This window comes from Sphingomonas jejuensis (genome assembly GCF_011927695.1).
Lineage (GTDB): Bacteria > Pseudomonadota > Alphaproteobacteria > Sphingomonadales > Sphingomonadaceae > Sphingomonas_K > Sphingomonas_K jejuensis.
This window is the reverse complement of record NZ_JAATJE010000002.1, coordinates 334085-358615: the sequence shown is the minus strand read 5'-3', so window position 1 is coordinate 358615 and position 24531 is coordinate 334085. Positions and strand designations below refer to the sequence as shown.

General features: G+C 70.0%; 28 protein-coding genes and 1 tRNA gene. 6 read left to right on the top strand and 23 right to left on the bottom strand.

Going from position 1 to position 24531, the window contains the following annotated elements:
• The first annotated feature begins 25 nt into the window (after window positions 1-25).
• The gene (locus GGR88_RS11270; protein WP_245196879.1) at window positions 26-772 is read left to right on the top strand and encodes a sigma-70 family RNA polymerase sigma factor; all 747 of its coding nucleotides are present in this window, start codon (window positions 26-28) and stop codon (window positions 770-772) included.
• 21 nt (window positions 773-793) lie between these two features.
• Here the strand turns inward: GGR88_RS11270 and GGR88_RS11265 are convergent, their stop codons facing one another.
• Both GGR88_RS11265 and GGR88_RS11260 read right to left on the bottom strand, forming a co-directional pair.
• On the bottom strand, window positions 794-1156 hold the full coding sequence (locus GGR88_RS11265; protein ID WP_167955019.1) for a thiol-disulfide oxidoreductase DCC family protein: 363 nt from the start codon (window positions 1154-1156) through the stop codon (window positions 794-796).
• 100 nt (window positions 1157-1256) lie between these two features.
• Window positions 1257-1346 (bottom strand) — tRNA-Ser (locus GGR88_RS11260).
• A gap of 89 nt (window positions 1347-1435) precedes the next feature.
• Between GGR88_RS11260 and hspQ the strand changes: the two genes are divergently transcribed.
• A complete protein-coding gene (hspQ, locus tag GGR88_RS11255) occupies window positions 1436-1828 on the top strand; it encodes a heat shock protein HspQ (protein WP_167955017.1) in 393 nt (130 codons plus the stop codon).
• Window positions 1829-1872: 44 nt separating this feature from the next.
• Here hspQ and GGR88_RS11250 read toward each other — a convergent pair whose 3' ends face one another.
• Window positions 1873-4506, bottom strand: coding sequence for a TonB-dependent receptor plug domain-containing protein (locus GGR88_RS11250; protein ID WP_167955008.1), 2634 nt, complete (start codon window positions 4504-4506; stop codon window positions 1873-1875).
• Between the two features lie 132 nt (window positions 4507-4638).
• Window positions 4639-5046 (bottom strand): DUF2147 domain-containing protein, encoded by a 408-nt coding sequence (locus GGR88_RS11245; protein WP_167955005.1) that lies wholly within the window; start codon window positions 5044-5046, stop codon window positions 4639-4641.
• Between the two features lie 186 nt (window positions 5047-5232).
• On the opposite strand from GGR88_RS11245, the gene rplU reads away from it, so the two are divergent.
• The 3 genes from rplU to GGR88_RS11230 all read left to right on the top strand — a co-directional run bounded on the left by rplU (window position 5233) and on the right by GGR88_RS11230 (window position 6847).
• The gene (rplU, locus tag GGR88_RS11240) at window positions 5233-5661 is read left to right on the top strand and encodes a 50S ribosomal protein L21 (RefSeq protein ID WP_167956166.1); all 429 of its coding nucleotides are present in this window, start codon (window positions 5233-5235) and stop codon (window positions 5659-5661) included.
• A gap of 6 nt (window positions 5662-5667) precedes the next feature.
• Window positions 5668-5937, top strand: a complete 270-nt coding sequence (gene rpmA / locus GGR88_RS11235) for a 50S ribosomal protein L27 (RefSeq protein ID WP_167955003.1) — start codon at window positions 5668-5670, stop codon at window positions 5935-5937.
• Between the two features lie 103 nt (window positions 5938-6040).
• A complete protein-coding gene (locus GGR88_RS11230; protein WP_167955001.1) occupies window positions 6041-6847 on the top strand; it encodes a DUF1206 domain-containing protein in 807 nt (268 codons plus the stop codon).
• Window positions 6848-6853: 6 nt separating this feature from the next.
• Here GGR88_RS11230 and GGR88_RS11225 read toward each other — a convergent pair whose 3' ends face one another.
• On the bottom strand, window positions 6854-7750 hold the full coding sequence (locus GGR88_RS11225) for a metal-dependent hydrolase (RefSeq protein ID WP_167954999.1): 897 nt from the start codon (window positions 7748-7750) through the stop codon (window positions 6854-6856).
• 48 nt (window positions 7751-7798) lie between these two features.
• Here GGR88_RS11225 and GGR88_RS11220 point away from each other — a divergent pair, with 48 nt between their 5' ends.
• Window positions 7799-8377 (top strand): TetR family transcriptional regulator, encoded by a 579-nt coding sequence (locus GGR88_RS11220; protein WP_167954997.1) that lies wholly within the window; start codon window positions 7799-7801, stop codon window positions 8375-8377.
• Here GGR88_RS11220 and GGR88_RS11215 read toward each other — a convergent pair.
• From GGR88_RS11215 to fliF, 18 genes are all read right to left on the bottom strand, one after another.
• A complete protein-coding gene (locus GGR88_RS11215) occupies window positions 8300-9445 on the bottom strand; it encodes a serine hydrolase domain-containing protein (protein WP_245196877.1) in 1146 nt (381 codons plus the stop codon). The genes GGR88_RS11220 and GGR88_RS11215 overlap by 78 nt on opposite strands.
• Window positions 9446-9449: 4 nt before the next feature.
• On the bottom strand, window positions 9450-9737 hold the full coding sequence (locus GGR88_RS11210; RefSeq protein WP_167954484.1) for a hypothetical protein: 288 nt from the start codon (window positions 9735-9737) through the stop codon (window positions 9450-9452).
• 68 nt (window positions 9738-9805) lie between these two features.
• Window positions 9806-10201, bottom strand: a complete 396-nt coding sequence (locus GGR88_RS11205; protein ID WP_245196875.1) for a flagellar export chaperone FliS — start codon at window positions 10199-10201, stop codon at window positions 9806-9808.
• Window positions 10201-12195 carry a flagellar filament capping protein FliD gene (gene fliD / locus GGR88_RS11200; RefSeq protein WP_167954993.1) on the bottom strand — a complete coding sequence of 665 codons (1995 nt, stop codon included), beginning with the start codon at window positions 12193-12195 and terminating at the stop codon, window positions 10201-10203. Before fliD ends, GGR88_RS11205 begins: the two co-directional genes overlap by 1 nt.
• 50 nt (window positions 12196-12245) lie before the next feature.
• On the bottom strand, window positions 12246-13376 hold the full coding sequence (locus GGR88_RS11195; RefSeq protein WP_167954991.1) for an EscU/YscU/HrcU family type III secretion system export apparatus switch protein: 1131 nt from the start codon (window positions 13374-13376) through the stop codon (window positions 12246-12248).
• Entirely contained in the window at window positions 13376-14155 is a 780-nt protein-coding gene (fliR, locus tag GGR88_RS11190) for a flagellar biosynthetic protein FliR (RefSeq protein ID WP_167954989.1), read from the bottom strand. The genes GGR88_RS11195 and fliR overlap by 1 nt, the downstream gene beginning before the upstream one ends.
• A gap of 19 nt (window positions 14156-14174) precedes the next feature.
• Complete coding sequence (locus GGR88_RS11185; RefSeq protein ID WP_167954987.1) at window positions 14175-14444, bottom strand: flagellar biosynthetic protein FliQ; 270 nt, start codon at window positions 14442-14444, stop codon at window positions 14175-14177.
• A 6-nt stretch (window positions 14445-14450) separates the two neighbouring features.
• Window positions 14451-15284, bottom strand: coding sequence for a flagellar type III secretion system pore protein FliP (gene fliP / locus GGR88_RS11180; protein ID WP_167954985.1), 834 nt, complete (start codon window positions 15282-15284; stop codon window positions 14451-14453).
• Window positions 15274-15540 carry a flagellar biosynthetic protein FliO gene (locus GGR88_RS11175; RefSeq protein WP_167954983.1) on the bottom strand — a complete coding sequence of 89 codons (267 nt, stop codon included), beginning with the start codon at window positions 15538-15540 and terminating at the stop codon, window positions 15274-15276. The genes fliP and GGR88_RS11175 overlap by 11 nt, the downstream gene beginning before the upstream one ends.
• Window positions 15537-15836, bottom strand: coding sequence for a flagellar motor switch protein FliN (gene fliN / locus GGR88_RS11170; RefSeq protein WP_167954981.1), 300 nt, complete (start codon window positions 15834-15836; stop codon window positions 15537-15539). The genes GGR88_RS11175 and fliN overlap by 4 nt, the downstream gene beginning before the upstream one ends.
• Window positions 15833-16765 carry a flagellar motor switch protein FliM gene (locus tag GGR88_RS11165; RefSeq protein WP_245196873.1) on the bottom strand — a complete coding sequence of 311 codons (933 nt, stop codon included), beginning with the start codon at window positions 16763-16765 and terminating at the stop codon, window positions 15833-15835. Before GGR88_RS11165 ends, fliN begins: the two co-directional genes overlap by 4 nt.
• A 30-nt stretch (window positions 16766-16795) precedes the next feature.
• Complete coding sequence (locus tag GGR88_RS11160; RefSeq protein ID WP_167954977.1) at window positions 16796-17341, bottom strand: flagellar basal body-associated FliL family protein; 546 nt, start codon at window positions 17339-17341, stop codon at window positions 16796-16798.
• Window positions 17342-17367: 26 nt separating this feature from the next.
• On the bottom strand, window positions 17368-19287 hold the full coding sequence (locus GGR88_RS11155) for a flagellar hook-length control protein FliK (RefSeq protein ID WP_167954975.1): 1920 nt from the start codon (window positions 19285-19287) through the stop codon (window positions 17368-17370).
• 26 nt (window positions 19288-19313) lie between these two features.
• Window positions 19314-19754, bottom strand: a complete 441-nt coding sequence (locus GGR88_RS11150) for a hypothetical protein (protein WP_167954972.1) — start codon at window positions 19752-19754, stop codon at window positions 19314-19316.
• Window positions 19751-21076, bottom strand: coding sequence for a FliI/YscN family ATPase (locus GGR88_RS11145; protein ID WP_167954970.1), 1326 nt, complete (start codon window positions 21074-21076; stop codon window positions 19751-19753). The genes GGR88_RS11150 and GGR88_RS11145 overlap by 4 nt, the downstream gene beginning before the upstream one ends.
• Window positions 21070-21801: a FliH/SctL family protein gene (locus GGR88_RS11140; protein WP_167954968.1), complete on the bottom strand. Its 732-nt coding sequence runs from the start codon at window positions 21799-21801 to the stop codon at window positions 21070-21072. Before GGR88_RS11140 ends, GGR88_RS11145 begins: the two co-directional genes overlap by 7 nt.
• Complete coding sequence (gene fliG / locus GGR88_RS11135; RefSeq protein WP_167954966.1) at window positions 21794-22807, bottom strand: flagellar motor switch protein FliG; 1014 nt, start codon at window positions 22805-22807, stop codon at window positions 21794-21796. Before fliG ends, GGR88_RS11140 begins: the two co-directional genes overlap by 8 nt.
• The gene (fliF, locus tag GGR88_RS11130) at window positions 22807-24528 is read right to left on the bottom strand and encodes a flagellar basal-body MS-ring/collar protein FliF (RefSeq protein WP_167954964.1); all 1722 of its coding nucleotides are present in this window, start codon (window positions 24526-24528) and stop codon (window positions 22807-22809) included. The genes fliG and fliF overlap by 1 nt, the downstream gene beginning before the upstream one ends.
• Between the last annotated feature and the right edge of the window lie 3 nt (window positions 24529-24531).

Genomic DNA, 24531 nt, shown 5'->3' with positions numbered 1-24531 from the left:
ATTCCAGCCCAAGAGGATCGACGCCATGACGCCTGCCAGCGCCCAAGCGCTTGCCGCGGAACCCGTCTACACGCGCACCAGCCGGCCCCAGCCGGACGGCGCCGCGCTGGTCCGCCAGCACCTTCCGCTCGTCAAGAAGGTCGCGTGGCACGTCTATGGCAGCGTCTCCTCCGCGGTCGAGGTTGAGGATCTGGTGCAGACCGGCCTCGTCGCGCTCGTGGAGGCGGCTGCCAGCTTCGAGGATCGCGGGCAGGTCAGCTTCTCCCAGTATCTTTCCATGCGCCTGCGCGGCGCGATGATCGATGAGCTGCGGCGTCAGGCGACGCTCACGCGCGGCGCCATGCGGCGCAAGCGCGCCTTCGGCGAGGCGCAGGCGACGCTTGCCGCGCAGCTCGGGCGCGCGGCATCAGAGGAGGAGATTGCAGGCCATCTCGGCGTCACGCCGGAACGGCTGCGGCTCGAATATAGCGCCGCGCAGCCCGTCCGGTTCGAGCCGATCGACGGCGTCTACACCGACGACAGTCCCTGGTTCATGTCGGACGATCCCAATCCTTTCGAGATCCTCGAGAGCGAGGACCTTCGCCGCACGCTGGTGGAGGCGATCGGGGAGCTGGCCGAGCGCGAGGCGCAGGTCATTCAGCTCTATTATGTCGAGGAATTGAACCTGGAGGAGATCGGCCAGGTGCTCGGCGTCGGCGCCGCCCGCGTGTGCCAGATCAAGAAGGCCGCGCACGACAAGCTGAAGAAGGCACTCGCCAAGCGCATCGACTGAGCCGCGCGAGCCTGCCGGCTCTCAGCCGTTCGGGGAACGCCCCGCCAGCCGCTTTTGCAGGATCGGCCGCACGCGCAGGAAGGCGAGGTAGCATCGCTCCAGCAGCGCCAGGACGAAGCGGTTGCGCGCCGCCTCGCCCAACGGGCGCAGCAGCGGGATAGCGCGCCACATCGCCGCAAAGGCGGCCGCGCCGGAGAGCAGGGGACCATCCGCCTCGCGCGCATGCAAGCGCGCCAGCATTTCGGCCTGGCTGAGCGGACAGGATTGCGATCCGGTCGCGTCGATGAACTCGATGGCACCACGCCGGTCCAAGCGACGCATCAGTGCGACCTCACGCTGACAAAGCGGGCAGTTGCCATCATGCCAGACCGACACGCGGGTCATCGGAAAGCCTCGCTTGCGGCAGAACCAGCCGAATTCCTGCTACCCGCTTCAGGCGGGAGGGGAGCTTCCGTCGCGCCGCCGGGCCCGAACCCGTGATGGTTGGCGGAGAGGGTGGGATTCGAACCCACGGTACCGTTGCCGGCACGCCGCATTTCGAGTGCGGTGCTTTCGACCACTCAGCCACCTCTCCCACCGCTGGTGGGAACCGGCGGTTAGCCGCTCGTCGCGTGGGACGCAAGCCGCGCTTGCGAGCCACGCGCGGCGGCTTACATGAAGCCCATGCAGTCCCTGTCCGCCACCGGTTCGATTCCGTTCGACATTGTTGATCGCCTTCACCAGCTGCCGCCCGTGTCGCATGCCAGCTTCGCCATCGGCGACGTGGTGCGGCATCGGATGTTCGATTTTCGCGGCGTGGTGTTCGATGTCGATCCGATCTTCGCCAACAGCGAGGACTGGTACGAGGCCATTCCTGAGGAAGTGCGCCCGGCGCGCGACCAGCCCTTCTACCACCTGCTCGCCGAGAATGCCGACTCGAGCTACATCGCTTATGTCAGCCAGCAGAACCTGCTGCGTGACGACAGCGAAGAGCCGGTCGACCATCCCGCCATCGCCGGCATCTTCGACGGCTATCGCGACGGCCGATATCGCTTGAAGCGGGAACACCGTCACTAGCGGCGGGTGAGCCGGCGCACGATGACGCGCGCCGGCTCCCCGGATCAGAAAGTCAGTGCGGCGCGCGCGTAGACGAAGCGGCCGTTGAAGCCGAATGGCGAGAAGTTCGAGAAGGTCGCCACATAGTTGGTCGCCGGGTAGTTGCGGGCCGCGCCCGTGACCGGGTCGACCCCGACGCCGACCGGCAGGTTGGTGGGATATTCATCGAACAGGTTGTTCGCGCCGACCGCCAGCGTGACCCGGTCGATCAGGTTGGCGCGGACCTCCAGGTCGGTGATCCACTTCGGCTCCAGCTCGACGTCGCCGAACTGGTCGGCGCCCGCCGCCAGCACGCGGCCATAGCGGTTGGTGCGCGCGGTGATGCCGATCCAGTCGACATCGACATCCAGGCCCAGGTTGATCTTGGAGCGAGGCTGCCCGTCGGTCAGGCGGAGCGATTCCTGCCGGCCGAACAGCACGAGCCCGGGCACGTTGGCGAGCGGACCGGGCGCGGCCAGGACGTTGTCGATGCGGGTCTCGTTGTAGTTGTAGCCAGCCGTGGCGTTGACCCGCGCGCGGCCGATATCGAGACGATAGGTGGCGACGGCATCAAGGCCGCGGGTGCGGGTGTCGACACCGTTCACGAAAAAGCGGGCGGCGTTTGTCGCCGTGAATCCGGCGGCATCCAGGATCTGCGCGATCGCGCGGCCCGGGTTGGTGGCGGTCGCCGCGCGGTTGGCGGTCAAGTTGTCGGTGACAACGATGCGATCGTCGATCGACACCTGGTAGACGTCGACGGTGACGTTGAGGCGGGGGATCGCGCTGAACACGACGCCCGCCGAATAGGAAACCGACGTCTCGGCATCGAGCGGGGTGGCCCCCAGCGCAATGGCGATCGGGTTGTCGACCGGCAGCGTCACCGTTTCCAGGAGGATGCCGCCGACATTGTTGGTCGCCGACGCGGCAAAGAACTGCTGCTGCAGCGACGGCGCGCGGAAGCCGGTGGAGGCGGCGCCGCGGATGGCGATGCCCTGGATCGGCTCGAACCGGGCGGCCACCTTGCCGTTCCAGTCGGAGCCGAAATCGGAATAATCCTCGTACCGGCCGGCGAGCTGGACGGAGAGGATGTCGGAGACGTCGGCGTCCAGCTCCACATAGGCGGACCAGTTGTCGCGCGACCGGAGCTGATCGACGCGCTGCCCGCCGATCACCGGCGCGATGCCCGGAAAGCCCTGCGCGCCCGACGGACCGGCGATCGGCCCCTGGTTGTAGCTCTGCGGGTCGCCGGCGCGCAGCTGGAAGGTTTCCCGGCGATATTCGAGGCCGCCGGACACGGTCAGGTCGGACAGGAAGCCGACCGCCAGATCCTTGCTGAGGTCGAGGTTGGCAACCGTCTGCGTGTAGCGCAGGCCGCCCGAATCATAGGCGAGCCGCTGTGTCGGAAGGGCGCCGTAGGAGCGGTTGAGCGTATTGGAGATGAGGAAGTCGAAGCGGTTCTTCGCGGTGCCGCCCGACAGGTCGTAGCGGAAGCCGTCGCCCACCTCGCCCCTGATGCCCACGGTGCCGGCGGCGTCCTCCAGATCGGTGTTGATCAGCGGCAGGAAGCCGTCCGGATAGATGGCGGGGACGTTGCGGCTGTCGTTCGCCAGCCGGTAGAAGGCGCCGCTCTGCCCGTCGCGGTAATTGTAGCTGCCAAAGGCATAAAGCTCGACCGCATCGGTGATCGGCAGCCCGGCGTTGACGAACAGCTTCATGTCCTGCGTGGCGGCGTCGCCGTAGCGGTGGCTGAGGCGGTCGAAGGTGAGCTCGCGCGGGTCGGCGAGGCCGCCCACCAGATTATACTGGCGGCGCGGGTCATAGCCGGTGCGGTTGGTGAGCCCGCGATCCTGATATTCGGCGGCGATCGTCAGATGCCCTTCGGCCCCGAGCGGCAGTCCGACGATGCCGGCGACCGTGATGGTCTCGCCGTCGGATGCGTCGCGGTCGCCGTCGGTCAGCAACTGATAGGTGCCGTCGGGCGCCAGCAGCGGCTGTCCGTTGGCGCCCGTGGCGACGCCCGTCGCGCGCGGGATGCCCTGCACGCTGGTTTCATACTGGCCGTAGTTGACGGTGATCCGGCCGCCTTCCCGCGCGTCAGACAGCTGGAAGTTGATGACGCCGGCGATCGCATCCGATCCGTACTGCGCCGCCGCACCGTCGCGCAGCACCTCCACCCGCTGCAGCGCGATCGACGGAATCATGTTGATGTCGACGGCGGCCGATCCGCGACCAACCGAGCCGTTGATGTTGAGCAGCGCGGTGGTGTGCCGCCGCTTGCCATTCACCAGCACAAGCGTCTGATCCGGGCTGAGGCCGCGCAGCGTGGCCGGGCGTACCGTATCCGTGCCGTCCGTGATCGACGGCTGCGGGAAGTTGAAGGACGGCACCAGCTGGTTGAGGACGCGATTCGTTTCGGTGAAGCCGGTGGTCTGAAGCGATTCGGCGCTGATCACGTCGATGGGCACCGGGCTGTCGGCCACGGTGCGGTCCGCGCGGCGGGTGCCGGTGATGATGATCTCGCTCCCGGGGTCTGCGTCCGGCGCAGCCTCGGTCGCGACGTCCTGCGGCGGCAGGTCCTGCGCCATCGCCGATGCAGGCAGCAGCGCGGCGGCAACGGCGATGCTGGAGACAAGACCGAACCGGCCCGTTGAACGACGCATATCTGACCACCCCTTGCGTTAACGTATTAGCAAGGATGATGCGCCGCAGCACCAGTCCGGGGAAGATAGTTCGCCTTTACGGGCGTAAAACTTGTCGCTTCATGTCCGCACTGTGTCGATCATGTGACAGGTTCAGCGCGCGGCCCGCCATGTCTGGGTGCGGCAGATGACCGCGATGCAGCCTTGCACGCGCAGCGTCCCGTCCGCGTTGCGCCGGACCACCGATCGGTAGGTCCGCCCGCTGCGCGGATCGTAGATCCGGCCCCGCCAGGCATCGCCGTCCTCCCGGAAGTCGGTCAGCACCGGCAGGCCAACGATCGGCCGGCGGCGGAGCGCCGCGTCGCCATTGTTGACGTCGGTGGTGGGGGCGTTCGGGCGGGCGCGGAGCACGCGGGCGATCCGCCCGCAGGTGCTGGCGCCGCACGCGCCGATCTCCACCAGCGCGTCCCCCTCCTGCGTGATCCAGCGGCCGTTGATGGGCTGCGCTGCGTGGGCGGTCGTCGCCGACAGCAGCAGGGCGAGGGGAATGAGACGGGTCATGGCACCGGCATATGGCGTCCCGGCCGCAAGTGGAAGATGCAGGCGCGCCGCGCTCCGTCCCGCTTCTCGGGCACGGCGCGGTTGACAGAGCGGCGCACTTTGCCTAGCTGCCGTGCTTTCCCGCGTGGGGCATTGCCTTTCGCGGCCCCGCTTGTGCGGGATCAGCTTTAGAGAGTGATGAGGACCATGTTCGCAGTCGTGCGCACGGGCGGCAAGCAATATCGCGTCGCCGCCGGAGACAAGATCGTCGTCGAGAAGATCGCGGGCGAGGCCGGCGACCGCGTGTCGCTGGGCGACGTGCTGATCGCGGGTGACGGCGGCGACCTGAAGGACGTCGGCGGCCTGACCGTCGGTGCCGAGATCATCGCGCAGGCGAAGGGCGAGAAGGTCATCGTCTTCAAGAAGCGCCGCCGCCACAACTATCGCCGCAAGAACGGCCATCGTCAGCAGCACACGATCCTGCGCATCCTGAACGTCGGCGACGACAAGGGCGAGCAGGCGTCGACCGTGCGGGCGACGGACGCGAACAGCGACACCACGGCGGTCAAGGCCGCCCCCGAGAAGAACGCGGCGACCAAGGCGGCCCCGGCCACCGACGCCCAGCCGCAGGAGTAACCATCCATGGCACATAAGAAGGCAGGCGGTTCATCCCGCAACGGTCGCGACTCGGCGGGACGCCGGCTTGGCGTGAAGAAGTTCGGTGGCGAAGAGGTCGTCGGCGGCAACATCATCATCCGCCAGCGCGGCACCAAGGTGTATCCGGGCACCGGCGTCGGCATGGGCAAGGACCACACGCTGTTCGCGCTGACCGACGGCCGTGTCCGCTTCCATTCGGGCAAGCTCGGCCGGAAGTACTGCTCGGTCGACGGTCAGGCGCTGGCCGCCGAGTAATTCCGATCCGATCGGATCATGAGGAGGAGAGGCGGGGCGAGGCCCTTCCTCTCCTTTTTTCATGCCCGCGCGACACGCCGACGCACGCCATGATCGTCCGGGCATGAGCCACAGCGCGGCTGGAGAGCGCACGCCGTTCGACACACTCACGCGCCTGGGCTTCGCCTCGCGCGCGTTGATGTATGCGGCAACCGGCTTCCTGATCCTGCGGCTGGGCCGGACCGAGGACAATCTCGGCGCGCTCCGGTTCCTCGACAGCAGCTTCGGCGGCGTGCTGCTCGGCACGATGGCGGTCGGATTTCTTGGCTATGGCGCGTGGCGCCTGTTCGAGGCGGTGACCGATACGGAGGGACATGGCAGCGGCGCGGCCGGCATCCTGGCGCGGGTCGGTGGCGCAGGATCCGGTCTGATCCACCTCGGCCTGTGCTGGATCGCCGCGCGCCTGGCGTCCGGGCTGGAGCCATCCGGCGATGCGGCCTCGGCCGAGCGGGCTGCCGCCCTGGCCATGTCCATGCCTGGCGGCGTCGCCCTCCTCTACCTCGGCGCGGCCGTGTTGCTGGCCGCCGGCGTCGTCCAGCTGGCCCGTGCCGTCAAATGCGCGTTCCTGCGGTTCCTGGATCCGCACATCGCCGCAAAGGCCTGGGTCCTGTGGGCCGGGCGGCTCGGCTACCTGGCCCGCGGCGTGGTCTTCGTTGCCACCGGCCTCCTGATCGGCCGTGCGGCATGGCTGGACAGCGCACGCGCGGCCGGCGGGACGGAGCAGGCGCTCGACAGCTTTCCGGAGACGATCCGCCTGCTCGTCGCCGCCGGGCTGCTGATCTTCGGCGCCTTCAGCCTGGTCGAGGCCATCTACCGCCGGATCCACGACCCGGAGGTGCTCGACAGGCTGAAGCGCTTCACGCCGTCCTGAGCGGCCTTATGCGGCGGCCGCGGCCTGCTTGGCGCGCGGCAGGATCGCATCCTGATAGTCGCTGTCGGCCAGCTTGATCAGCTCGCGGTCGTCGTGGTTCCACGGGTGGAAGCCCGGCAGGAAATAGGATGCCCAGGCGGCGAACACCTTGCGCGCCATGCCCGGCGACACAAACAGGTAGCGCAGCACGGCCAGCTTCACGCGCCAGCCGGTCAGCCCGTCCTGACGCAGCAGCTCCGTGATGCCCTTCCAGCGGCCGTCGATGAATCGCTTGGTGGTGATCAGCATCACCAGCGACTTCACCTTCCACCGGCGCCAGCGCGACCAGGTGCGGGTGGCATGCATCCAGGTGTCGAACGCGACGCCCTTGTGCTCGATCTCCTCGATGGCGTGCCAGCGCCACAGCGCGGCGATCTCGGGGTCGGACCCGTCCAGGTGGCGGGGATCGGCCAGAAGCTCGTGCGCGAGGATCGCGGTGTAATGCTCCAGCGCCATGGTCGCGGCGAGGTTGGCGATCGGCGGCCGGCCCTTGGTCAGGGCGAGCGCCGCGTCGACATGATCCTCCAGCGGCTTGAGGTCGTAATGGTCGGCGACATGGCGGTTGAGCGCGACATGCTCGCGGCTGTGGATCACCTCCTGCTTCACGAAGGCGTTGATCTCGGCCTCCAGCCGGGGCGGCGTGCCGTCGCGGTGCGCCTTCACGCTTTCGCAGAAATAGGCCTCGCCCTTCGGAAAGGTTACGGACAGCGCGTTGTAGACGGCGGTGGCGATGGGATCGCCCTTCGCCCACCACTTTGCCGGGGTCTTGCCGCGGCCGAAGCGCACGTCGCGCGGCGTGATCGCCAGATCGGCGGGCGTCTTGCTGTGGGTGCGGATCGGCGCGTCGGGCTTTGCCAAGCTCATCGGAACATGCTCCATGCTATCGATGCCTGATGCCACCTGCTTACACAAATGTCAATAGCGGCACGCCGTCTGTCGCCTGACGAAAGCCGCGCGCGCGCCCTGGCCGCGGCGCGCGAGCTGCTGATCGAGGCGGGTCCCGGCGCCGTCACGCTGAAGGCGGTGGCCGGGCGTATCGGGCGGACGCACGCCAATCTGCTCCACCATTTCGGTTCGGCCGCGGGCCTGCAGCGCGCGCTGGCCGAAACAATGGCGGAGACGATCACCGCCAGCATCGGCGCGGCGGTGGTCAAGGCGAGGAGCGGCCAGGGATCGGCGCGCGACGTTGTCGACCTGACCTTCGATGCCTTCGACAAGGAGGGCGCGGGCGCGCTGGCGTCCTGGATGATCCTGTCGGGCAACGAGGATGCGCTGGATCCGATCCTGGAGGCGATTCACCGGCTGGTTGACGAGCTGGGCGCGACCGGGGAGGCCGACATCCCGCAGCTGACGCTGCAGCTCGTCATGGCGGCGCTGGGCGATGCGCTTCTGGGGCGCGCGATGGCGAGCGCGCTAGGGCTGCCGCGCGAAACGGCACGGCGGATGGCGGCGGAGACGCTGGCGCGCGCCCGCGGCCTGCCGGTCGGCTGAGCCTCGGCGCCTCAGCCGACCGGCGATCGCGGCAGGCACGATGTGGCGGTCGAGCAGGCCCTGCAGCCGCCCGACATGATCGTCGCGCGGTCGAGGCGACGGATCTGACGTCATCACCACCGTCAGGTTCAGGCTCGGCACCAGGAACAGCATCTGCCCGCCATAGCCCCAGGCGAAATGCACCGGATGGCCGTTGGACTCCCGCGTGAACCAGCCATAGCCATAGCCGTTGCCGCTCCACGGCGACGTGCCGCGCGCGCGGAAGCTGTCGGCGATCCAGGCGGCGGGAACGACGCGGGTGCCGTCGGCGGCGGTGCCGCCGCGGCGGATCATCTCCCCGAAAGCGAGCAGCGCCTGCGGGCTCATCCGCATCTCGTTGCCGCCGAAATAGATGCCCTGCGGGTCGGCGGGCCAGGACGGGATTTCGATGCCGAGCGGCTCGCCCAGCCAGTCGCGCGCGAGGGCCAGCGTCGATCGGCCCGATGCGCGGGTGAGCACCGCCGACATCAGGTGCGACGAGCCGGTGGAATAGATCATGCGGCCGCCCGGCACGTCCTCGAACGGGCGGGCCAGCGCCGCGCGCACCCAGTTGGGGCTGGACACCCAGGCGCCGTAGTTCGCGCCGGAGGTGGGGCCGAGGCCCGCCCGCATCGACAGGAGGTGCCCGACATCGACTTCGGCGATCCGCGGATCGGGGTCGGCCGGCAGCGAGGCGGACAGAATCGGCGCGATCTTCTGGTCGGTGCCGCTGAGCACGCCACGGTCGATGGCGATACCGGTCAGCGTCGCCAGAATCGTCTTCGAGGCGGACTTGATGTTCACGGGGCGGTCGAGCGCCGGGCCGCGAAACGCCTCGGCCAGCTCAACATCGCCATCACGCGCGACGATGACGGCATGGAGCCGCGGCAGCGACGCTGCCTCCGCCCTGAGCGCCGCGAGCCCGGCTGGCGCAATCCCGCGCGTGGCGACGGGCGCGGCGCGGACGGGCTCGGCGACCTGCGCGCCCGGTGCCTCGCCGCACGCCGCCGTGCCGATCAGGGCGGCGCCGGCGGCGGCGATGATGCGCAATCGGTCAGCTGTAATCGGGCGTGTCCGATTCGTTGGCCTGGGCAGCGGTCTTGCTGTCCATCTGCCGACCTTCGCTGTGGTTGCGGCCGGCATCCTTTTCGGGGTCGAAGTCGCCGGGCTTCGGCGCACGCGCGTCGTCGGTCTGGCCGATTCCGGTGTCGGTGCCCTGCGACGGGGACGGCGCCTTGGGCGTCAGCTCGCCACCGCCCTGGTCGCGATTGAGCGTATCCGACGGATGCTTGGCATCGCCGTCCTTCTGGTGCTCGGTTGAGATGTTGCGGTCGTCGGTCATGGCATCCTCCACCTTGGGGTTGCCGACCTAAACCAGCGGGAAAGGGCCGGCGTTCCCGGCTCCTGCGGTCAGGCGGGGCCGATCTGGCGCCAGCTGTCGGCGATCTCGCCGATGGAGGAGGCGGCATCGCGCAGGCCCTGTCCGTCGCCCGCCAGGCTTGCCCGCATGATGCTGTCCCGCGCACCGCGATAAAAGCGGCTGAGCGCATCCGCCACGCCGCCGCCACGGGTGAAGTCCAGCCCCGCCTCCAGCGCGAACAGGAGCGCCAGCGCCTTGGTGACGCGCGCGCTGCGGTCGGCCACGTCGCCGCGGTCGCACGCGAGCGCCGCCAGCCGCAGCGCGCGGAGCAGATCGTCATAGAGCACGGTGACGAGGGCGTGCGGGCTCGCCTGGCCGACACGGCCATTGGCGTCGACCTGCCGGTACATCTCGCCGGGATCGCCGCGCAGGCGGGAAGCGTACATCAGCTGTCCTTCGTCCAGACGGCGATCTGCTGTTCAAGGAAGCTCTGCGTCGCCTTGTAGGCGCTGACGCGGGCTTCCATGCTGGCATAGGTCTTGGTGAGCTGCGTGGTCATGCGCTCGGCCGCCTCGGCGACCTTTTCCTGGCTTTCGGCCACATCCTTGCGCGCCGCGGCGTAGCGCGATTCGGCCGACGCGAGGCTGGACGTCGTCCCCGTCAGCCGCGCCGCCAGCGAGGTAAGCGCCGCACCGAGACCCAGGTCAATGCGGATGGTCGCGGATGCGACCGATCCCGACGCGCGCAGCGACAGGCCGGCAGCGGGGCTGTCGCTGGCTGCGGTGAAGATGCCGTTCGAATAGAGCGCGGGCTTGCCGGCGATGCTGCCGGATGCCGCCGTGCCGCGCGTCGCGGTGGCCGACGCCAGGCCGAGCCGGACGGCAAGCGCGCCGTCGCCGCCGGTCACGGCCACCGTTGACGCGGTGCCCTCAAGCGCGGAGCGGAGCGTGAAGCGGTTGTCGGACCAGCTGGCGCTGACGCGGCCCGCGGCCGACACGTTCGCCGCAACCGCCTGGTTGAAGGCGGCGGCCAGCGCAGCGCCGCTGTCGTAGCTGCCCTCCGCCAGCGTGAGTTCGATGGGCGAGCCGTCGTTCAGCACGACCGTGATCGCCTTGTTGCTGGCATCGATCACCACCGGCGTGTCGAAGGCGTTGGGCGCCGCCGCGCCGACCAGGGCGCCCGATGTCGCGGGCACGAGGTTTTCGACCGTGTAGCTGCCGGGCACGGTGCGGCCGGCGCTGCTGGTCACCGACAGGAGCGGGCTGGACGAATCCTGGCGCGGGCTGAACATCGCCTCCACCACGTCCGGCCAGCGCGCGATGGCGGCGTTCAGCTTTGCGCTGTCGACCGCGAGCGACCCGTCACGATTGGTGCTGACGCCGATTTCCGCAAGCGTCCGCGGCGCGCCCGGCGCAGCCCCGGAGACAAGCGCGGTGGAAGTGAGGCTGCCCAGCTGGCGCGAGAGCGCGCGCGCCGCCGTGTCGCCGCCGAGCGCGCCCGTCACCGGATCGGTCTCCGTGCGGATGATGGTGCGGAGTTCGTTGAAGGCAGCGACGAAGTCGTTGACGGCCGTGCCGATCGCAGCCGTCGGGCGGCTGGAGGACAGCGACACGGTGCGTCCGGCCTCCGCCTTCACCAGGTCGATGACGACGCCGTCGACAAGATCGGTGATGCTGTTGGTCGGCCGCGCCTGTTCTATCCCGTCGAGCGCGACGAGGGCGTCGGTGGCGGCGCGGCCGGACGTCATGGCCTGCGCGCCGCTGCGATATTCGAAGCGGGACAGGCCCGGCACGGCGCCTTCTTCGGCGGTGATCGTGAAGCCGTTGACCGCGCCCGTCGGGCCGCGCACCGACAGCCGTGCGGACTGGCCATCGCCGATCACGCTGGCGGAAAGACCCGCGCCCGATGCGTTGATGGCGGCGGCAAGCCCGACGAGGCTGTTCTGCCCCGGCTCGATCTGGATCCGGACGGGGGTGGCGCCCGCCTTGTCGGTGAAGCCGGTGATCGCGCCGGTGCCGTCGACCGTCGGCGTCCCGAAGCGGATCACCAGCGCGCCGGTGCCGGTTTCGGCCGAGGGACCGCCGGAGATGGGCGCGGAGCTGAGCGACTGTCCGGCGGCAAGGCGCCGCACCTCAAGCTCGCGGGAAAGCGTGCCGATCGTGGCGCCGGTGGCGGTGCGGGCGGTGAACAGGCTGCTGTCGCCGCTGACCGGCTGGGTCGACAGCGTCCCGCCGGAGATCAGGCTGGACAATGCGGTGGCGAAGCCGTTGAGGCCGCTTTTCAGCTGCCCCAGCGAGGAGATCTGCGCCGTGAGCTTTTCCTCACGCGCGGTCAGCGCCTTCGCCTTGGTGTCGAACTGCGCCGCGACCAGATCCGTCACCAGCGCCTTGGTGTCGATGCCGGAGCCGCCGCCGAGCGCCGAGGTGATGGATGTCGCCATGATCCTAAAGCGACCGTGCGCGGCGGGAGTTTAGCGAAGCGCGCATCATCTCACCGCGTCTGCCGCTTGCCGTTTTCGTCGAACAGCGCGGTGTCCGGCACCAGGATATGCGGCTGCTGCCCGCCCGCGTCGCGGTTCACGCCGAACACGAAGGCAAGCACGGTCGCGATCGCAAGATACAGGTCGTCGCGGACCTGCTGCCCTTCGCGGCTGGTATAGTAGACCGCGCGCGCGAGCGCCGGATATTCCAGCACCGGGATCTGCTTCTCGCCCGCGACCTCGCGGATGGCGAGTGCCGTGGCGCCGCGGCCCTTGGCCACCACCACCGGCACCTCGTCGCGCCCGCGATCGTAGCGGAGCGCGACGGCGAAGTGCGTCGGGTTGGTCAGCACGACCTGCGCGCCCTCCAGGGCCTTGCGCATGCCGCCCTTGGTGATCTCGTGCTGCCGACGGCGCTGCGCGGCCTTCATCTCGGGCCGACCTTCAGCTTCCTTGTGCTCGTCCAGCACTTCCTGCTTGGTCATGCGCAGCTTGCCGAGCAGCCGGACGAGCTGGATCGGCACGTCGATGCCGGCGATCAGCAGCAGCCCGCCGGCCATCACCAGCAGGATGGTGATGAAGTGATGGCCCATCGTGCCGATCGACGCATGGAGGTCGCCCGCCGCCAGCCCCAGCGAATCGTCGGCGATCGACCACAGCAGCCAGGTGCCGATCGCGGCGAGCAGCACCACCTTCAACAGCGACTTGCCGAGCTCGATCAGGCCCTGCATGCCGAACATGCGCTTCAGCCCCGCGCCGGGGTTGATGCGCGACCCCTTGAACTCGAACATCTTGGCGTTGAAGCGCGCGGAGCCGAGCCCGGCCTGGCTGGCGACGGCGGCCAGGATGGTGATCGCGAACAGCGTGGCGATGGCAGGGCCCAGCAACGCGCCAACCGCCAGGATCGGGCGGAGCGGCTGGAAGTCGTTCACGTCGCGCGCGTCGAACTGCAGGCTTTCGGTCAGCAGCGCCTTGAACGCGCCCATCAGCATGGGGCCGGCCATCGCCAGCCAGATCACGCCCGCCAGCACCACGGCGGCGGTCGCGAATTCCTTGGATCGGAGGATCTCACCCTTGTCGGCGGCGTCCTTGCGCCGCTTCGGGGTTGGCGCCTCGGTCTTTTCGCCCGCGCTCTCCGACATCAGCCGAGCACCAGCCGGTCGGCGGCGGCGAGCCCTTCCTGGATGATGATGGCGAGGTAATCGCCCATCGCCGGGAATGCGATCGCCAGCGCGATGATGCCGACCACCAGGCTGGCCGGCAGGCCCACCGCGAACAGGTTGAGCGCGGGGGCCGAGCGGCTGAGCATGCCGACGATCATGTTGAGCACCAGAAGGATGAAGCCGACCGGCAGCGCGAGCAGCAGCCCTGCGGCAAAGGCATAGCCGCCGAACATGGCGATGCCGCGCAGCCGATCCGGCGACAGCCACGCTTCGCCCGGTGGCAGCGCGTCATAGGAGCGCACCAGCAGGTCGACGAGGACGAGGTGCCCGTCCACGGCCAGGAACAGCAGCGTGGTGACGATCGACAGGAACTGGCCGAGCGCGGGGGTGGAGGCGCCGTTCTGAGGGTCCACGGCCTGCGCGAAGCCCAGCCCCATGCCGCCGCCGATCGCCTCCGCCGCCAGGAGCGGTGCGGCGAACGCGATCTGCAGCACGAAGCCGAGGGCGAGGCCAACCAAAGCCTCCTGCATGACCGCCAGGATCGTCGAGAAGGTGAAGATCTCGCCCGGCGCCGCGACGGGCGCGTTGTTCACCACCAGCACGCCGATCCCGCCCGACAGCACCAGCCGCACGGGGAGCGGGATCGACACCGCGCCGAACACCGGCGCGGCCACGAAGGTCGCGCCGATCCGCACCATGACGAAGATCAGCGCCCAGAGCGCCGGTTCAACGGACGGGAGGCCGAGGCCGAAGGACATGGCGCCTGACGACCTGCCCTTAGCGGACCAGATCGGGAATGCGCTCGAAGATCGAGATGGTGAAGTCGGTGAGCAGCCCCAGGATCAGCGCGCCGAAGATGACGAGCGAGATGCCCACCACCGCCAGCTTCGGCACGAACGACAGGGTCGCCTCGTTGATCGAGGTCGCCGCCTGCACCATGCCGAGCAGCAGGCCCGACAGGAGAGCGGGGATCAGAATGGGCGCCGATGCCAGCGCCAGCACCCACAGCGCGTCGCGGCCGACGCCCAGGAAATAGCTACCGTCCATGTGTCGTCAGCTCGCAAAGGAGGAAGCGAGGGACCCCATCGTCAGCGCCCACCCGTCGACCAAGACGAACAGCAGGAGCTTGAAGGGAAGCGAGATGATCGTCGGCGACAGCATCATCATGCCCAGCGCCATCAGCACGGATGCGACGACCAGGTCGATGACGATGAAGGGCAGGAAGATCAGGAAGCCGATCTGGAACGCCGTCTTCAGCTCCGACGTGACGAAGGAGGGGAGGAGGACGGAGAAGGGCACGTCGTTGGCGTTGGCATAGGGGCCGGTGTTCGCGATCTTGGAGAACATCGCGATGTCGGTCTTGCGCGTCTGCTTGATCATGAAGCCGTGCATGACGTTGCCGCCGCGCTCGATCGCCTCGGTCGCGCCGATCTGGCTGGCCGAATAGGGTGCCACCGCCTGGGCGTTGAGGGTCGAGATGGTGGGCGCCATCACGAACAGCGTGAGGAAGAAGCTCAGGCCAACCAGCACCTGGTTCGGCGGGGTCTGCTGAAGGCCCAGCGCCTGCCTGAGGATCGACAGCACGATGATGATGCGGGTGAAGCTCGTCATCATGAGGAGCAGCGACGGCAACACCGTCAGCAGCGCCATCAGGATCAGCACCTGGAGCGACAGCGCCAGCGGCTGCTCGCCGCCGCCAAGCTCGTTCAGCGCGCGATCAAGGCCGTCACCGACGTTGGGCGCAGCCGGCGCCGCGACGGGCGGGGCGACAGGGGCCGCGGCCTGCGCAAAGGCTGGCGCGGCGCAGAGAAGCGCGATCAGCAGGACGGCAAGGAGCGCCAGCCACGGGCGTCGCGCCTGCCGCTGAACGGAGGACCTAGCGAACATGGGGGCGGTCGACCTTGTCGAGAAGCGAGACGCCGCCGCGGCCGACCGACACGAGGAGCTTGGCGCCCTCGAACTCGATCACGGCCAGGCGGGTGCCGGCGGAAACCATCATGGTCTCCCGCACGGCAATGGAGCGGGTGGTGGGCGCGCCGGGCAGACGCGCCTCCAGCTTGCGCCAGAGGTAAAGGCAGCCGACCAGCAGGCCGCAGACGAGCGGCAGCAGGATCACCAGCTTCAGGACATAGGACCAGATCACGAGAGGGCGGCCCCCGCCTTCGGGTCGGCCAGTTCGGTGATGCGGATGCCAAAGCGGTCGCCCACCGTCACCACCTCGCCGCGGCCGATGAGCGTGCCGTTGACCAGCACGTCCAGAAGCTCGTTCGCCTGACGGTCGAGCTCGACCACGGAGCTTTCGCCCAGCGCCAGCAGCTCGCGCAGCTTCAGCCGGGTCGCGCCCACCTCCACCGACAGGCGGACGTCGACATCCTGGAGCAGCCTGAAATTGTTGGCGAGCCCCGCGTCCACGGGAAAGCCGCCGCTCATGTCGTTCATCGAAGGTCCTCGGTGTCAGGGGTGGCGATGCGGGAAACGCGAACGGCGGCATGGCCATTGGCCGCCCCCACCGCGCCGACCGCGAAGCGGTTGTCGGCCACGATCAGCGGCACGTCGGTGCCGAAGCTGATCGGGATGATGTCGCCCGGCTGCAGCGCCATTAGGCGCGACAGCGGAATGACCGGCTCCGCCAGCACGGAGCGAACGGGCAGCGGCACGTCCATCACGGCGCGGGTCAGGGACGCCATCCAGGCCGGGTCGCCGCCGGCCTTCTTGCCCTGCACCTTTGCGCAGAGCGCGGGCGCGATCGGCTTCAGGCTGGCGACCGGATAAAGGATGTCGACCGCGCTGCGGCGCGTCTCGGTCAGCTGCAGCTGGAAGCGGGTGAGCACCAGCCGGTCATCCGGCTCGACATGGCTCAGCATGCCGATATGCCCTTCAAGCCGGCCGGGCACGAAGCGGATGTCGCTCAGGTCCCGCCACGCCGCCGCCATGCGGTCGGCCAGGCCGGCGGTGATGCGCTGTGCGATCGCCTCGCTTGATGGCGCGAACTCGGCCGGCAGAGGGGAGGGCACCTGGCCGGTGCCGCCGAAGAACAGGTCCGTCAGCTCCAGCACCAGCGCGCCGTCGAGCGCGACCAGCGCCTGACCGGCAAGCGGTGCCATGGTGAGCAGCATGTGCGCGCCCAGCCGCTCGCCCCGGCCGTCGGCATAATCCTCGAACCGGACGATCTTGATCGGCTCGGCGGCAAGCTTCACCGGGCGGCGCAAAACAGGCTCGAACAGGGTGCGCATCGACCGGGCGAGATGCTCGCCCATCATCTGGAGCGCGTGGAGGTCACCCAGCAGGTTGGCCGACGGCGCGCCCAGCGCAGCGCTATGCTGAGCGCTGTTCTGGGCGCCGCGTGAGGCGCCGGCCCGGTCGGCCATCGGGGATGATTCGGTAACCATCTTTCATGGTTACTGAACAATGAAATTGGTAAAGTAGACGTTACCAACCCCGCCGAAACCCGTCTTTTCCTCCAGAACATGGTTGATTGTCTGGACGAGGCGACGCTGCAGCTGCTCCTTGCCCTCGGTGGTGAACACCTGGTCCTCTTCCGTCTCGCTGATGGTCATCAGCACGGCGGAGCGGATCGCGAGTTCGTGCTTGGTCACGTTCTCCAGCACGCGGGCATCGTAATTGGTGCCGACGGCGATCCCCATCTGCACGAAATGGGTGCTGTCCTTGAGGTTGGAGGTGAACTCCTTTTCCAGCGGCTGGTAGGAGGATTCATACTCGTCGCCTTCGCCGCCCTCGCCATGCTCGCCGCCGCGGGGCACGAGCTGCGGCTTGTTCGGGTCGACTTCCTCCGCATGCGCCTTGCTGCTGCCGAGCGCGCCGGAAAAGAACAGGCCCGCGCCGATGCCGCCGCCAAGCAGCAGCACCGCGCCGAAGCCGAGGATCAGCAAGCGGCCGAGCTTGCCCTTCTTCTTCTTCTTCGGTGTTTCAGGTGCGTCACTCATGGTCTTGGTCCTTGGTCAAATGGGGATCAGGCGATGCGGGCTGCGGCGTCGGCGGCGAGGGCCGCGTGCTCCTCACCTCCGAAGGCGGAGGCCGGCGCGTCCGGGATCTGGCGGTCGGGCCGATCGGGCCGCCGGTCACGCCCGGTGTCCGCCTCCGCGCCACGGCTGCCGGCACCGGCATCGCTCGGGCGGCCCTGACTGCCGTCACGCGCGCTGCCGGCATCGGCCGCGCGCGACGGCGCTGTGATGCTGGTTTCGGCGATGCGCAGCCCGCGCGTTTCCGCCTGTTCGGCAAGGCGGGGCGCCGCGTCGGACAGCAGCGTCCGGGCGGCGGCGGTCTCCGCCGTCAGCGCGACGCGGAGCATGCCGGCATCCTCGCGGATGCGGATCTCGACCATGCCCAGCGCATCGGGCGCGAGGCGGATGGTGGAGGTGCGGGCGCCCAGCGCCTCGCGCGCCTGGTCGATGCGCTCGACGAAACTCTCCACCCAATCGGCGCGTCCGGTGTCGACCGGGCGCATTTCCGGGACAAAGGCGGCAGGCAGCGGCGCCGCCGTCGCCAGCGGGGCTGCCGGCAGCGGCACGGCGACCGCCGACTGCGCCGCCTCGGCCGGAACGGAAGGCGTGCGCGTGGGGGCGGCTGCGGCGGGCGTCGGCAGCGACGGCGTCGCGATCGGTGCCGTTCCGCCAGACGGAGCAGCGGGCGCGGGTGCGACGGCCGGCTGCAGCGGGCTCACCTGATCATCGTTCCCGTGGGAGATCGGAGCGGCTGCGGGCGCAGGCGCGGTCGGCTGCGCCCAAGCTGCGATCTTCGGCGGCTCCGACGCGACCGGCCCGGCCGCGGGCGCGGCCGCCAGGGCTGGGGGCGCCGCTGCCACGTTCGCGGGCGGTGCGCCGGGTGTCGCGGGTGCCGTCGACATCGGGGCAGCGGACCTCGCTTCATCTGGCCGCGCTGTCGCAGGCGACGGAGCGGGCGCGGCCACCGGCAAGGCGGCGGGCGCCGTCATCGTGACCGGCGCGTCCTTTTTCACCGCCGCGGGCGCCGCTGGGCGCCTGATGTCTGGACGGGGCGCTTCGTCTTCGATGCTGCCCGGCGCGGCGACCGGCGTGTCTAAGGACTCCTCGGCCGGTGCCGGCGCGATCGCGCGCGGCATCGCGGCCGCGACGGCGCGGAGCGAGGCACCGGCCTTCAGTGTCGCGCCCGGCTGGCCGCTCGGTTGAAGGGCCGCGATCGGCGCTGCGGCGGCTGGAACGGGCGCCGGTGCCGACGCTGTCGGCGCCTCGTCCAGCGCAACCGGGCGCGTCGCTTGTTCGGGCGTGTCTGCCTTGGCCGCCTGGGTCAGCGCCCGGGGGCTCACCGCCGTCAGATCGACCCGTGGCGGCTCAGGGCGCGCCACAGATGGCCCGTCAGCCGGAAGGATCGCCACCGGCGCGGCACCATGCACCGCCTCCGGCGTGATCCCGCGGTTGGGCGCCGGCGTCGTCGCGCGGACGATGGCGGGTGCAGCGGCTGCGGGATCGACCGCGACGATCACGGGCGCGACCGGCGCCGCGGCCGGGCGCCACCGCAGGTCGCGGGGCGGGGCGGCGGCAAGGGGCGGCGGTGCGATGGGCTGGGCAGGGGCGGTCGACAAGTCGGCGGGCGCCGGCTCCGCATCCTCGTCCTCGGGTGCGGCGTCCTCCGCGACGCCGAGCCAGGCGAGCGGATCCTCGTTGCTGTCCGCGGGCGCCGGCGCCTTCGGGAGCGGCGCGGTGGCGGCAAGATCTTGCCGCCCGACCGGCACGATCGCTCCGCCCGCCGGCATGTCCGGCCCTGCGTCCGCCCTCAGTAGGGCGTCGAAGTCGAGGGCGATGTCACCCGTGCCGACCGGTGCCGGTGCCTCCGCCACCAGGATGGAGAGGGCGTTCAGGTCGGTCGGAAGGCTTGGCAGGGAGATCGTCTGCAAGGCATGTGCCCGTGGCTGAGGTAAGGTCAGCCGTCGCGTTGCAATGAGCGTGCCAGCGGCCGCACGGGTTGGGGTGCATCTTCCATCGCGCGGCGGGCGGCGGCGGCCTCAACGTCCAGCGCGCGATCGACCAGCTTTTCCACCGCGCCATGATCACGCTTGGCGGCACCGGTGGCGGCGCGGGCGAGATCGAGCTTCTGCCCGGCCATCTGCACGCGCCGGATCGCTTCCTCGCTCGATCGCTGCAGGCGGGAGCGATAATGCGCGGCGGCGAGCAGGTTCAGCCCGTTGTTGCCACCGGCGGCGGGCGCGACGTCGCGGCCGAGCGCGTTGATGCGGTCGCGAAGCGCCTGCGCGCTGCCATGCGCGGTCGCGGCGGCGGCCTCCTCGGCGCGGGCGAGGTCGAGCTGCAGCCCGCGCACCTTCAGCACGCGGCGCAACCGGTCGGCGGAGCGCCCGCGGCTCACGCGTCGCCGAACACGCCGGTGAGCTCGGCCACGGCGGCCTCGATCGGGATCGCCTCGTCCTCGTCCTGGCGGATATAGTCCATGATCGCCGGGTGGCAGGCGAGCGCCTTGTCGATCGCCGGGTCCGCTCCGCCGCGATAGGCGCCCATCAGGATCAGGTCGCGGTTTTCCTCATAGGTCGCGAGATGCCGGCGCAGCACGCGGGCGGCGCGGACATGGGGCTTGTCGGCGATGTCCGTCATCACGCGGCTGACCGAGGGGCCGATGTCGATCGCGGGATAGACCGCGCGTTCGGCAAGCGCGCGCGACAGCACGATGTGCCCGTCGAGGATGGAGCGGGCCGAATCCACAACCGGGTCCGACCCGTCGTCGCCGTCGGCGAGCACGGTGTAGATGGCGGTGATCGATCCGCCGCTATGCGCGTCGACGCCTGCCCGCTCGATCAGGTTGGGGAGCATGGCGATGGCGGACGGCGGATAGCCGCGCGCGGATGCCGGCTCGCCCAGCGCCAGGCCGATCTCGCGCCCGGCATGGGCGACGCGGGTGAGCGAATCGAGGATCAGGAGGACGTTCTTGCCTTCCGCGCGGAAACCCTCCGCGATCGCCGTGGCGCGCATGGCGCCGCGGATGCGGAGCACGGGCGAATGGTTGGCGGGCACCGCCACCACGACGGAGCGGGCGCGTGCCTCGCCCGAGATCTTGGTTTCGAGGAAATCGGTGACCTCGCGGCTGCGTTCGCCGATCAGGCCGACCACCACCACATCGGCCTTCACCGATCGCACGATCATGCCCAGCAGCACCGACTTGCCGACGCCGGAGCCGGCCATGATGCCGATGCGCTGCCCCTTGCCCACGGTGAGCAGGCCGTTGATCGCGCGGACGCCGACATCGAGCGGTTCCAGCACGCGGCCGCGATCCAGCGGGTTCTGGTGACGGCCGGCGATCGGCCAGCTCTTTGCGCCCCGTATCGGCCCCTGATTGTCGATCGGGCGGCCTGCACCGTCGACCACGCGGCCGAGCAGCGCGGCGCCGACCTGCGCCTCACCCGGCCCGCCGACCGGCTTCACCGGCGCGTCGGGGAGGAGCGGCGCGGGGCCGCCCAGGTTCATCATCAGCGTGCGGCCGGACCGGAAGCCGATCACCTCGGCCTCGATCGCGCCGGCGCCCGATCCCACCCGGCACAGCGTGCCGACCGGAACGGACAGGCCCACCGCCTCCATCAGCAGCCCGTCATAGGAGGCGAGCCGGCCGGTGACCTCCGGCAGCGGCGGAACGGTGACGCAGAGCGCGTCGAGATAATCGTCGGCGAACCCCTTCAGCACGCCGGCACGTCCGGCAACGGAACACGGTCGAGCGCGGCGGAAAGCTGCTGGAGCCACTGCTCCGGCCCGTCCTCGATCACCGCGTCGCGGCTTTCGAGCAGCAGGCCGCCGCGCGGCAGGGCCGGATCGGCGATCGCGAACAGCGGCTCGGGCACCAGGCCCTCCACCAGCGGCAGGTCCGCCGGGTTGAGGTGGAGGATGCCGGCGCCGGCGCTGTCGGACAGCAGCGCCGCCGCCGCCTTGATGCGCGCCGCCAGCCGATCGGCATCGACCGCGGCTTCGCCCACCATCTGCCTGACCAGATGGAGCACGGTGCGGCCGAGCCGCTGCGCCAGCTGTTCCTGGTCGAACGGGCGCAGGCGGGACAGCGCTGCCGTCAGCATGGCGGTCGCCTCGTCGTTCGCGCTATGCGCGGCGTGCGCGGCGGCCTCGCCGGCGGCGATGCCGAGCGCATAGCCCTCGGCGCGCGCGGCCTCGATCGCGATCTCCGCGGCGTCCGGCATCTCGACGGCATGACCGTCGGCGTCGGCATCGAACATGTCCCAGCCCGCTGTCGGGTTGGTGCCCGGCGCGGCCGGCTGGAAGTGGCGCGGCTCGGCCGCGGTAGCTGGCGCGGATCCGCCGGGCGACACGGGCGCGAAGCCGCGCATGCCGGCCATGATCTGCCCGATGGTGGACGCGTCGACCGTGCGGGCGGCAAGCCCCGCCGCAAACCCCTTAGACAAAATCGTCGTCCTTCGAAGACAGCATGATCAGCCCGTCCTTCGCCATCTGGCGGGCAGTGACGAGGATCGCCTTCTGCGCTTCCAGCGCTTCGGACAGGCGGACCGGACCGCGCGCTTCCATCTCGTCGCGGATGCCGTCGGCGGCGCGCGCCGACATGCAGCCCAGGAACCGGCCGCGCTGCGCTTCCTCCACGCCCTTGAGCGCGAGGCCGAGCGTGTCGGCGGAGATGCCGCGGATGAGCGTGCCGAGATTCTTGTCGTCCATGTCGAGCAGGTTCTCGAACACGAACATCTCCTCCTCGATCGCCCGGGCGACGTCCTTGTCCAGCTTGTGGAGCTTGGGCATCACCTTCTGCTCGGTCGCGCGGCGCGCGTTGTTCATGATCGCCGCCGCCTCGCGCGTGCCGCCCAGCGGGATCGCCGCCGGGGTGCGCGCCTGGCCCGCACGTCCGGCCAGCACGGTCTTCAAAAGGTCGATCGCGTCGTTCGGCACGGGGCCGAGCTTTGCCACCCGGTGGAGGATGTCGGGCTGTTGCGCGTCCGGCAGTGCCTGCAGCACGTCGGCGGCGACTGCCGGATCGAGGTTGGCGACGATCACGGCGGCGACCTGCGGATGTTCGGCCGCGACGATGGCCGCGATCTCGCCGGCCTCCATCCAGTCGAGCAGGTCGATCGCGCACGCCTCCTCGCGCGGGGTGATGCGGGCGAGCACGCTGTCCGCCTTGTCCGGCCCCAGCGCGCGGGTCATCATGCCCTGGATCTTCGGGCGCGGATCGAAGCCAATCGCGGTGCGATCCTTGGCCTTGGCGACGAAATCGTCGAGCACGCCCGCCACCTGCGGCTCGGCCACATCGGCCACCGCGAACATGGCGGTGCCGAGCTGGCGGACCTCATCGGGCTCAAGCTTCTGGAGGATGGCGGCGGCCTCCTCCTCGCCCACCAGCATCATCAGCACGGCGGCGCGCTCGACGCCGCTCATCGGCTTCACCTCGGCTGCGGCGTCCATCAGCGGGCTCCCGTGGGCTGCGCGTTCTGGATCATGTCGCGCACGGCAAGCGCGGCGCGCGCCGGGTTGTCGCGGGTGAAGTCGCGGACCAGCGACACCTTGTCGTCATAGCCGCGGGCGCTGTCGAGCATCTCGATGCTGACCGGCGGACGCTCGCCACCGGCAAAGGCGGCCGCGGGAACCACGGTGCCGTCCTCCAGCCGGATCGATTCGTTTGCGCCGACAGTCATGGCCGCAGGATCCTTCTTGCGGGTCATGGACTTGACCAGCGGCCGGATGCCCAGGAACAGGATCAGCAGCGCGATGACGAGCGCGGTGGCGTTGCGCGCGACAAGCGGCACCCAGCCGGCCTCGTACCAAGGCGCAGCGTTCTCCTCGGCGGCGGCGGCACCCTGGAAGGGCCTGGAGATCACCGTCACCTGATCGTTGCGGGCCGGATCGAAGCCGACGGCTGCACGAACCAGATTGGTAAGCTGCTGCAGTTCCTGCGCGCTCCGCGGCTTGGCGCCTTCCGGATCGCGGAGCACCACCGCGACGGACACGCGGCGGACACCGCCGGGTGCGGCCCGGGTGACGCTGACTTCCTTTCCGACCTCGTAGTTGCGCGACATCTGGCTGGAGGTGCGACCGCCGGCTGCCGCCTGCGCGGCGCCTTCCGCACCCGGTGCGGTCGGGGTCACGGCGCCGCCGTCGGCACGCACCTGGGTCGCGGTTGGCGGCTGGTTGGCGAGCGTGCCGGGGATGCCCATGCCGCTCGGGTCGCCCTGGCCGTTCGCGGTCCAGCTTTCCTGCTCAGCCCGCACCGTGCCCTGGGGCTGAAAGCTTTCGCGCGCCAACTCGCTCTGGTCGAGATTGACGTCGGCCTGAACCTCCGCGGTGAAGTTACCGGCGCCGACCAGCGGTGTCAGCAGCTGGGTCAGCTGGGCGCGATATTTGTCCTCCACGCGGGCCTGGAACTCGATGCGCTCGTCGCTGGCACCTGCGGCCGGATCGCCCGCGCGGCGGGTCAGCAGCTGGCCCGCGCCGTCCACGATGGTGACGGCATCGGGCTGCATGCCCGGCACGGACGACGCGACCAGGTTGACGATGGAGCGGACCTGCGCCTCCGTCAGCGAGCGTCCGGCATTCAGCCGCACGATCACGGACGCGGATGGCGCGGCGGCCTCGCGCACGAAGACGCTGGCTTCCGGCATCGCGAGGTGGACGCGCGCGTCCGCAACCGAATCGATCTCCTCGATCGACCGGGCGAGCTCGGTTTCGCGCGCCTGGCGGAGGCGCTCGCCTTCCACCGCGCGGCTGACGCCCATCGGCAGCTGATCGAGGATCGCATAGCCGCCGGGCGCCGCCTTGGGCAGGTCCTGCTGCGCCATCAGCATGCGGGCGCGGTAATAATCGTCCTCGGCCACCGTGAGCGTGCCGGTGGACGGATCAACCGTGTTGGCGATACCGCCCTGCGTCAGCGCCTCGCTGACGGCGGCCTTGTCCGCATCCGCGAGGCCGGAGAACAGGATCTTCTGCGGCGGCGAGGCCAGCATCGACCAGGCGAGCGCGGCGATGCCGAGCAGCGCCAGGGCGGCGAGCAGCGGCAGGCTGCGCTTCACCGCCGGCTGCTTCAGAAAGCCCTGCAAGGGCGCAAGCGCGCCGAAACGCGCCGGTGCGGCCGGCGCGGGCTGGGCGACAAGGGCGGTTCCGTCCGCCGGGGTGAGGGCCTGGGATGCCATGGA

Excerpts from the sequence above, each read along its gene's own strand:
- fliF (WP_167954964.1), bottom strand. The coding sequence starts at position 24,528 with ATGGCATCCCAGGCCCTCACCCCGGCGGACGGAACCGCCCTTGTCGCC.
- GGR88_RS11210 (WP_167954484.1), bottom strand. The coding sequence starts at position 9,737 with ATGACCGACGACCGCAACATCTCAACCGAGCACCAGAAGGACGGCGAT.
- fliD (WP_167954993.1), bottom strand. The coding sequence starts at position 12,195 with ATGGCGACATCCATCACCTCGGCGCTCGGCGGCGGCTCCGGCATCGAC.
- fliP (WP_167954985.1), bottom strand. The coding sequence starts at position 15,284 with ATGTTCGCTAGGTCCTCCGTTCAGCGGCAGGCGCGACGCCCGTGGCTG.
- rpmA (WP_167955003.1), top strand. The coding sequence starts at position 5,668 with ATGGCACATAAGAAGGCAGGCGGTTCATCCCGCAACGGTCGCGACTCG.
- GGR88_RS11185 (WP_167954987.1), bottom strand. The coding sequence starts at position 14,444 with ATGGACGGTAGCTATTTCCTGGGCGTCGGCCGCGACGCGCTGTGGGTG.
- GGR88_RS11265 (WP_167955019.1), bottom strand. The coding sequence starts at position 1,156 with ATGACCCGCGTGTCGGTCTGGCATGATGGCAACTGCCCGCTTTGTCAG.
- rplU (WP_167956166.1), top strand. The coding sequence starts at position 5,233 with ATGTTCGCAGTCGTGCGCACGGGCGGCAAGCAATATCGCGTCGCCGCC.
- fliG (WP_167954966.1), bottom strand. The coding sequence starts at position 22,807 with ATGGACGCCGCAGCCGAGGTGAAGCCGATGAGCGGCGTCGAGCGCGCC.
- GGR88_RS11160 (WP_167954977.1), bottom strand. The coding sequence starts at position 17,341 with ATGAGTGACGCACCTGAAACACCGAAGAAGAAGAAGAAGGGCAAGCTC.
- GGR88_RS11230 (WP_167955001.1), top strand. The coding sequence starts at position 6,041 with ATGAGCCACAGCGCGGCTGGAGAGCGCACGCCGTTCGACACACTCACG.
- GGR88_RS11225 (WP_167954999.1), bottom strand. The coding sequence starts at position 7,750 with ATGAGCTTGGCAAAGCCCGACGCGCCGATCCGCACCCACAGCAAGACG.
- fliN (WP_167954981.1), bottom strand. The coding sequence starts at position 15,836 with ATGAACGACATGAGCGGCGGCTTTCCCGTGGACGCGGGGCTCGCCAAC.
- fliR (WP_167954989.1), bottom strand. The coding sequence starts at position 14,155 with ATGTCCTTCGGCCTCGGCCTCCCGTCCGTTGAACCGGCGCTCTGGGCG.
- GGR88_RS11250 (WP_167955008.1), bottom strand. The coding sequence starts at position 4,506 with ATGCGTCGTTCAACGGGCCGGTTCGGTCTTGTCTCCAGCATCGCCGTT.
- GGR88_RS11165 (WP_245196873.1), bottom strand. The coding sequence starts at position 16,765 with ATGGCCGACCGGGCCGGCGCCTCACGCGGCGCCCAGAACAGCGCTCAG.
- GGR88_RS11195 (WP_167954991.1), bottom strand. The coding sequence starts at position 13,376 with ATGTCGGAGAGCGCGGGCGAAAAGACCGAGGCGCCAACCCCGAAGCGG.
- GGR88_RS11205 (WP_245196875.1), bottom strand. The coding sequence starts at position 10,201 with ATGTACGCTTCCCGCCTGCGCGGCGATCCCGGCGAGATGTACCGGCAG.
- GGR88_RS11270 (WP_245196879.1), top strand. The coding sequence starts at position 26 with ATGACGCCTGCCAGCGCCCAAGCGCTTGCCGCGGAACCCGTCTACACG.
- GGR88_RS11245 (WP_167955005.1), bottom strand. The coding sequence starts at position 5,046 with ATGACCCGTCTCATTCCCCTCGCCCTGCTGCTGTCGGCGACGACCGCC.
- hspQ (WP_167955017.1), top strand. The coding sequence starts at position 1,436 with ATGCAGTCCCTGTCCGCCACCGGTTCGATTCCGTTCGACATTGTTGAT.
- GGR88_RS11220 (WP_167954997.1), top strand. The coding sequence starts at position 7,799 with ATGTCAATAGCGGCACGCCGTCTGTCGCCTGACGAAAGCCGCGCGCGC.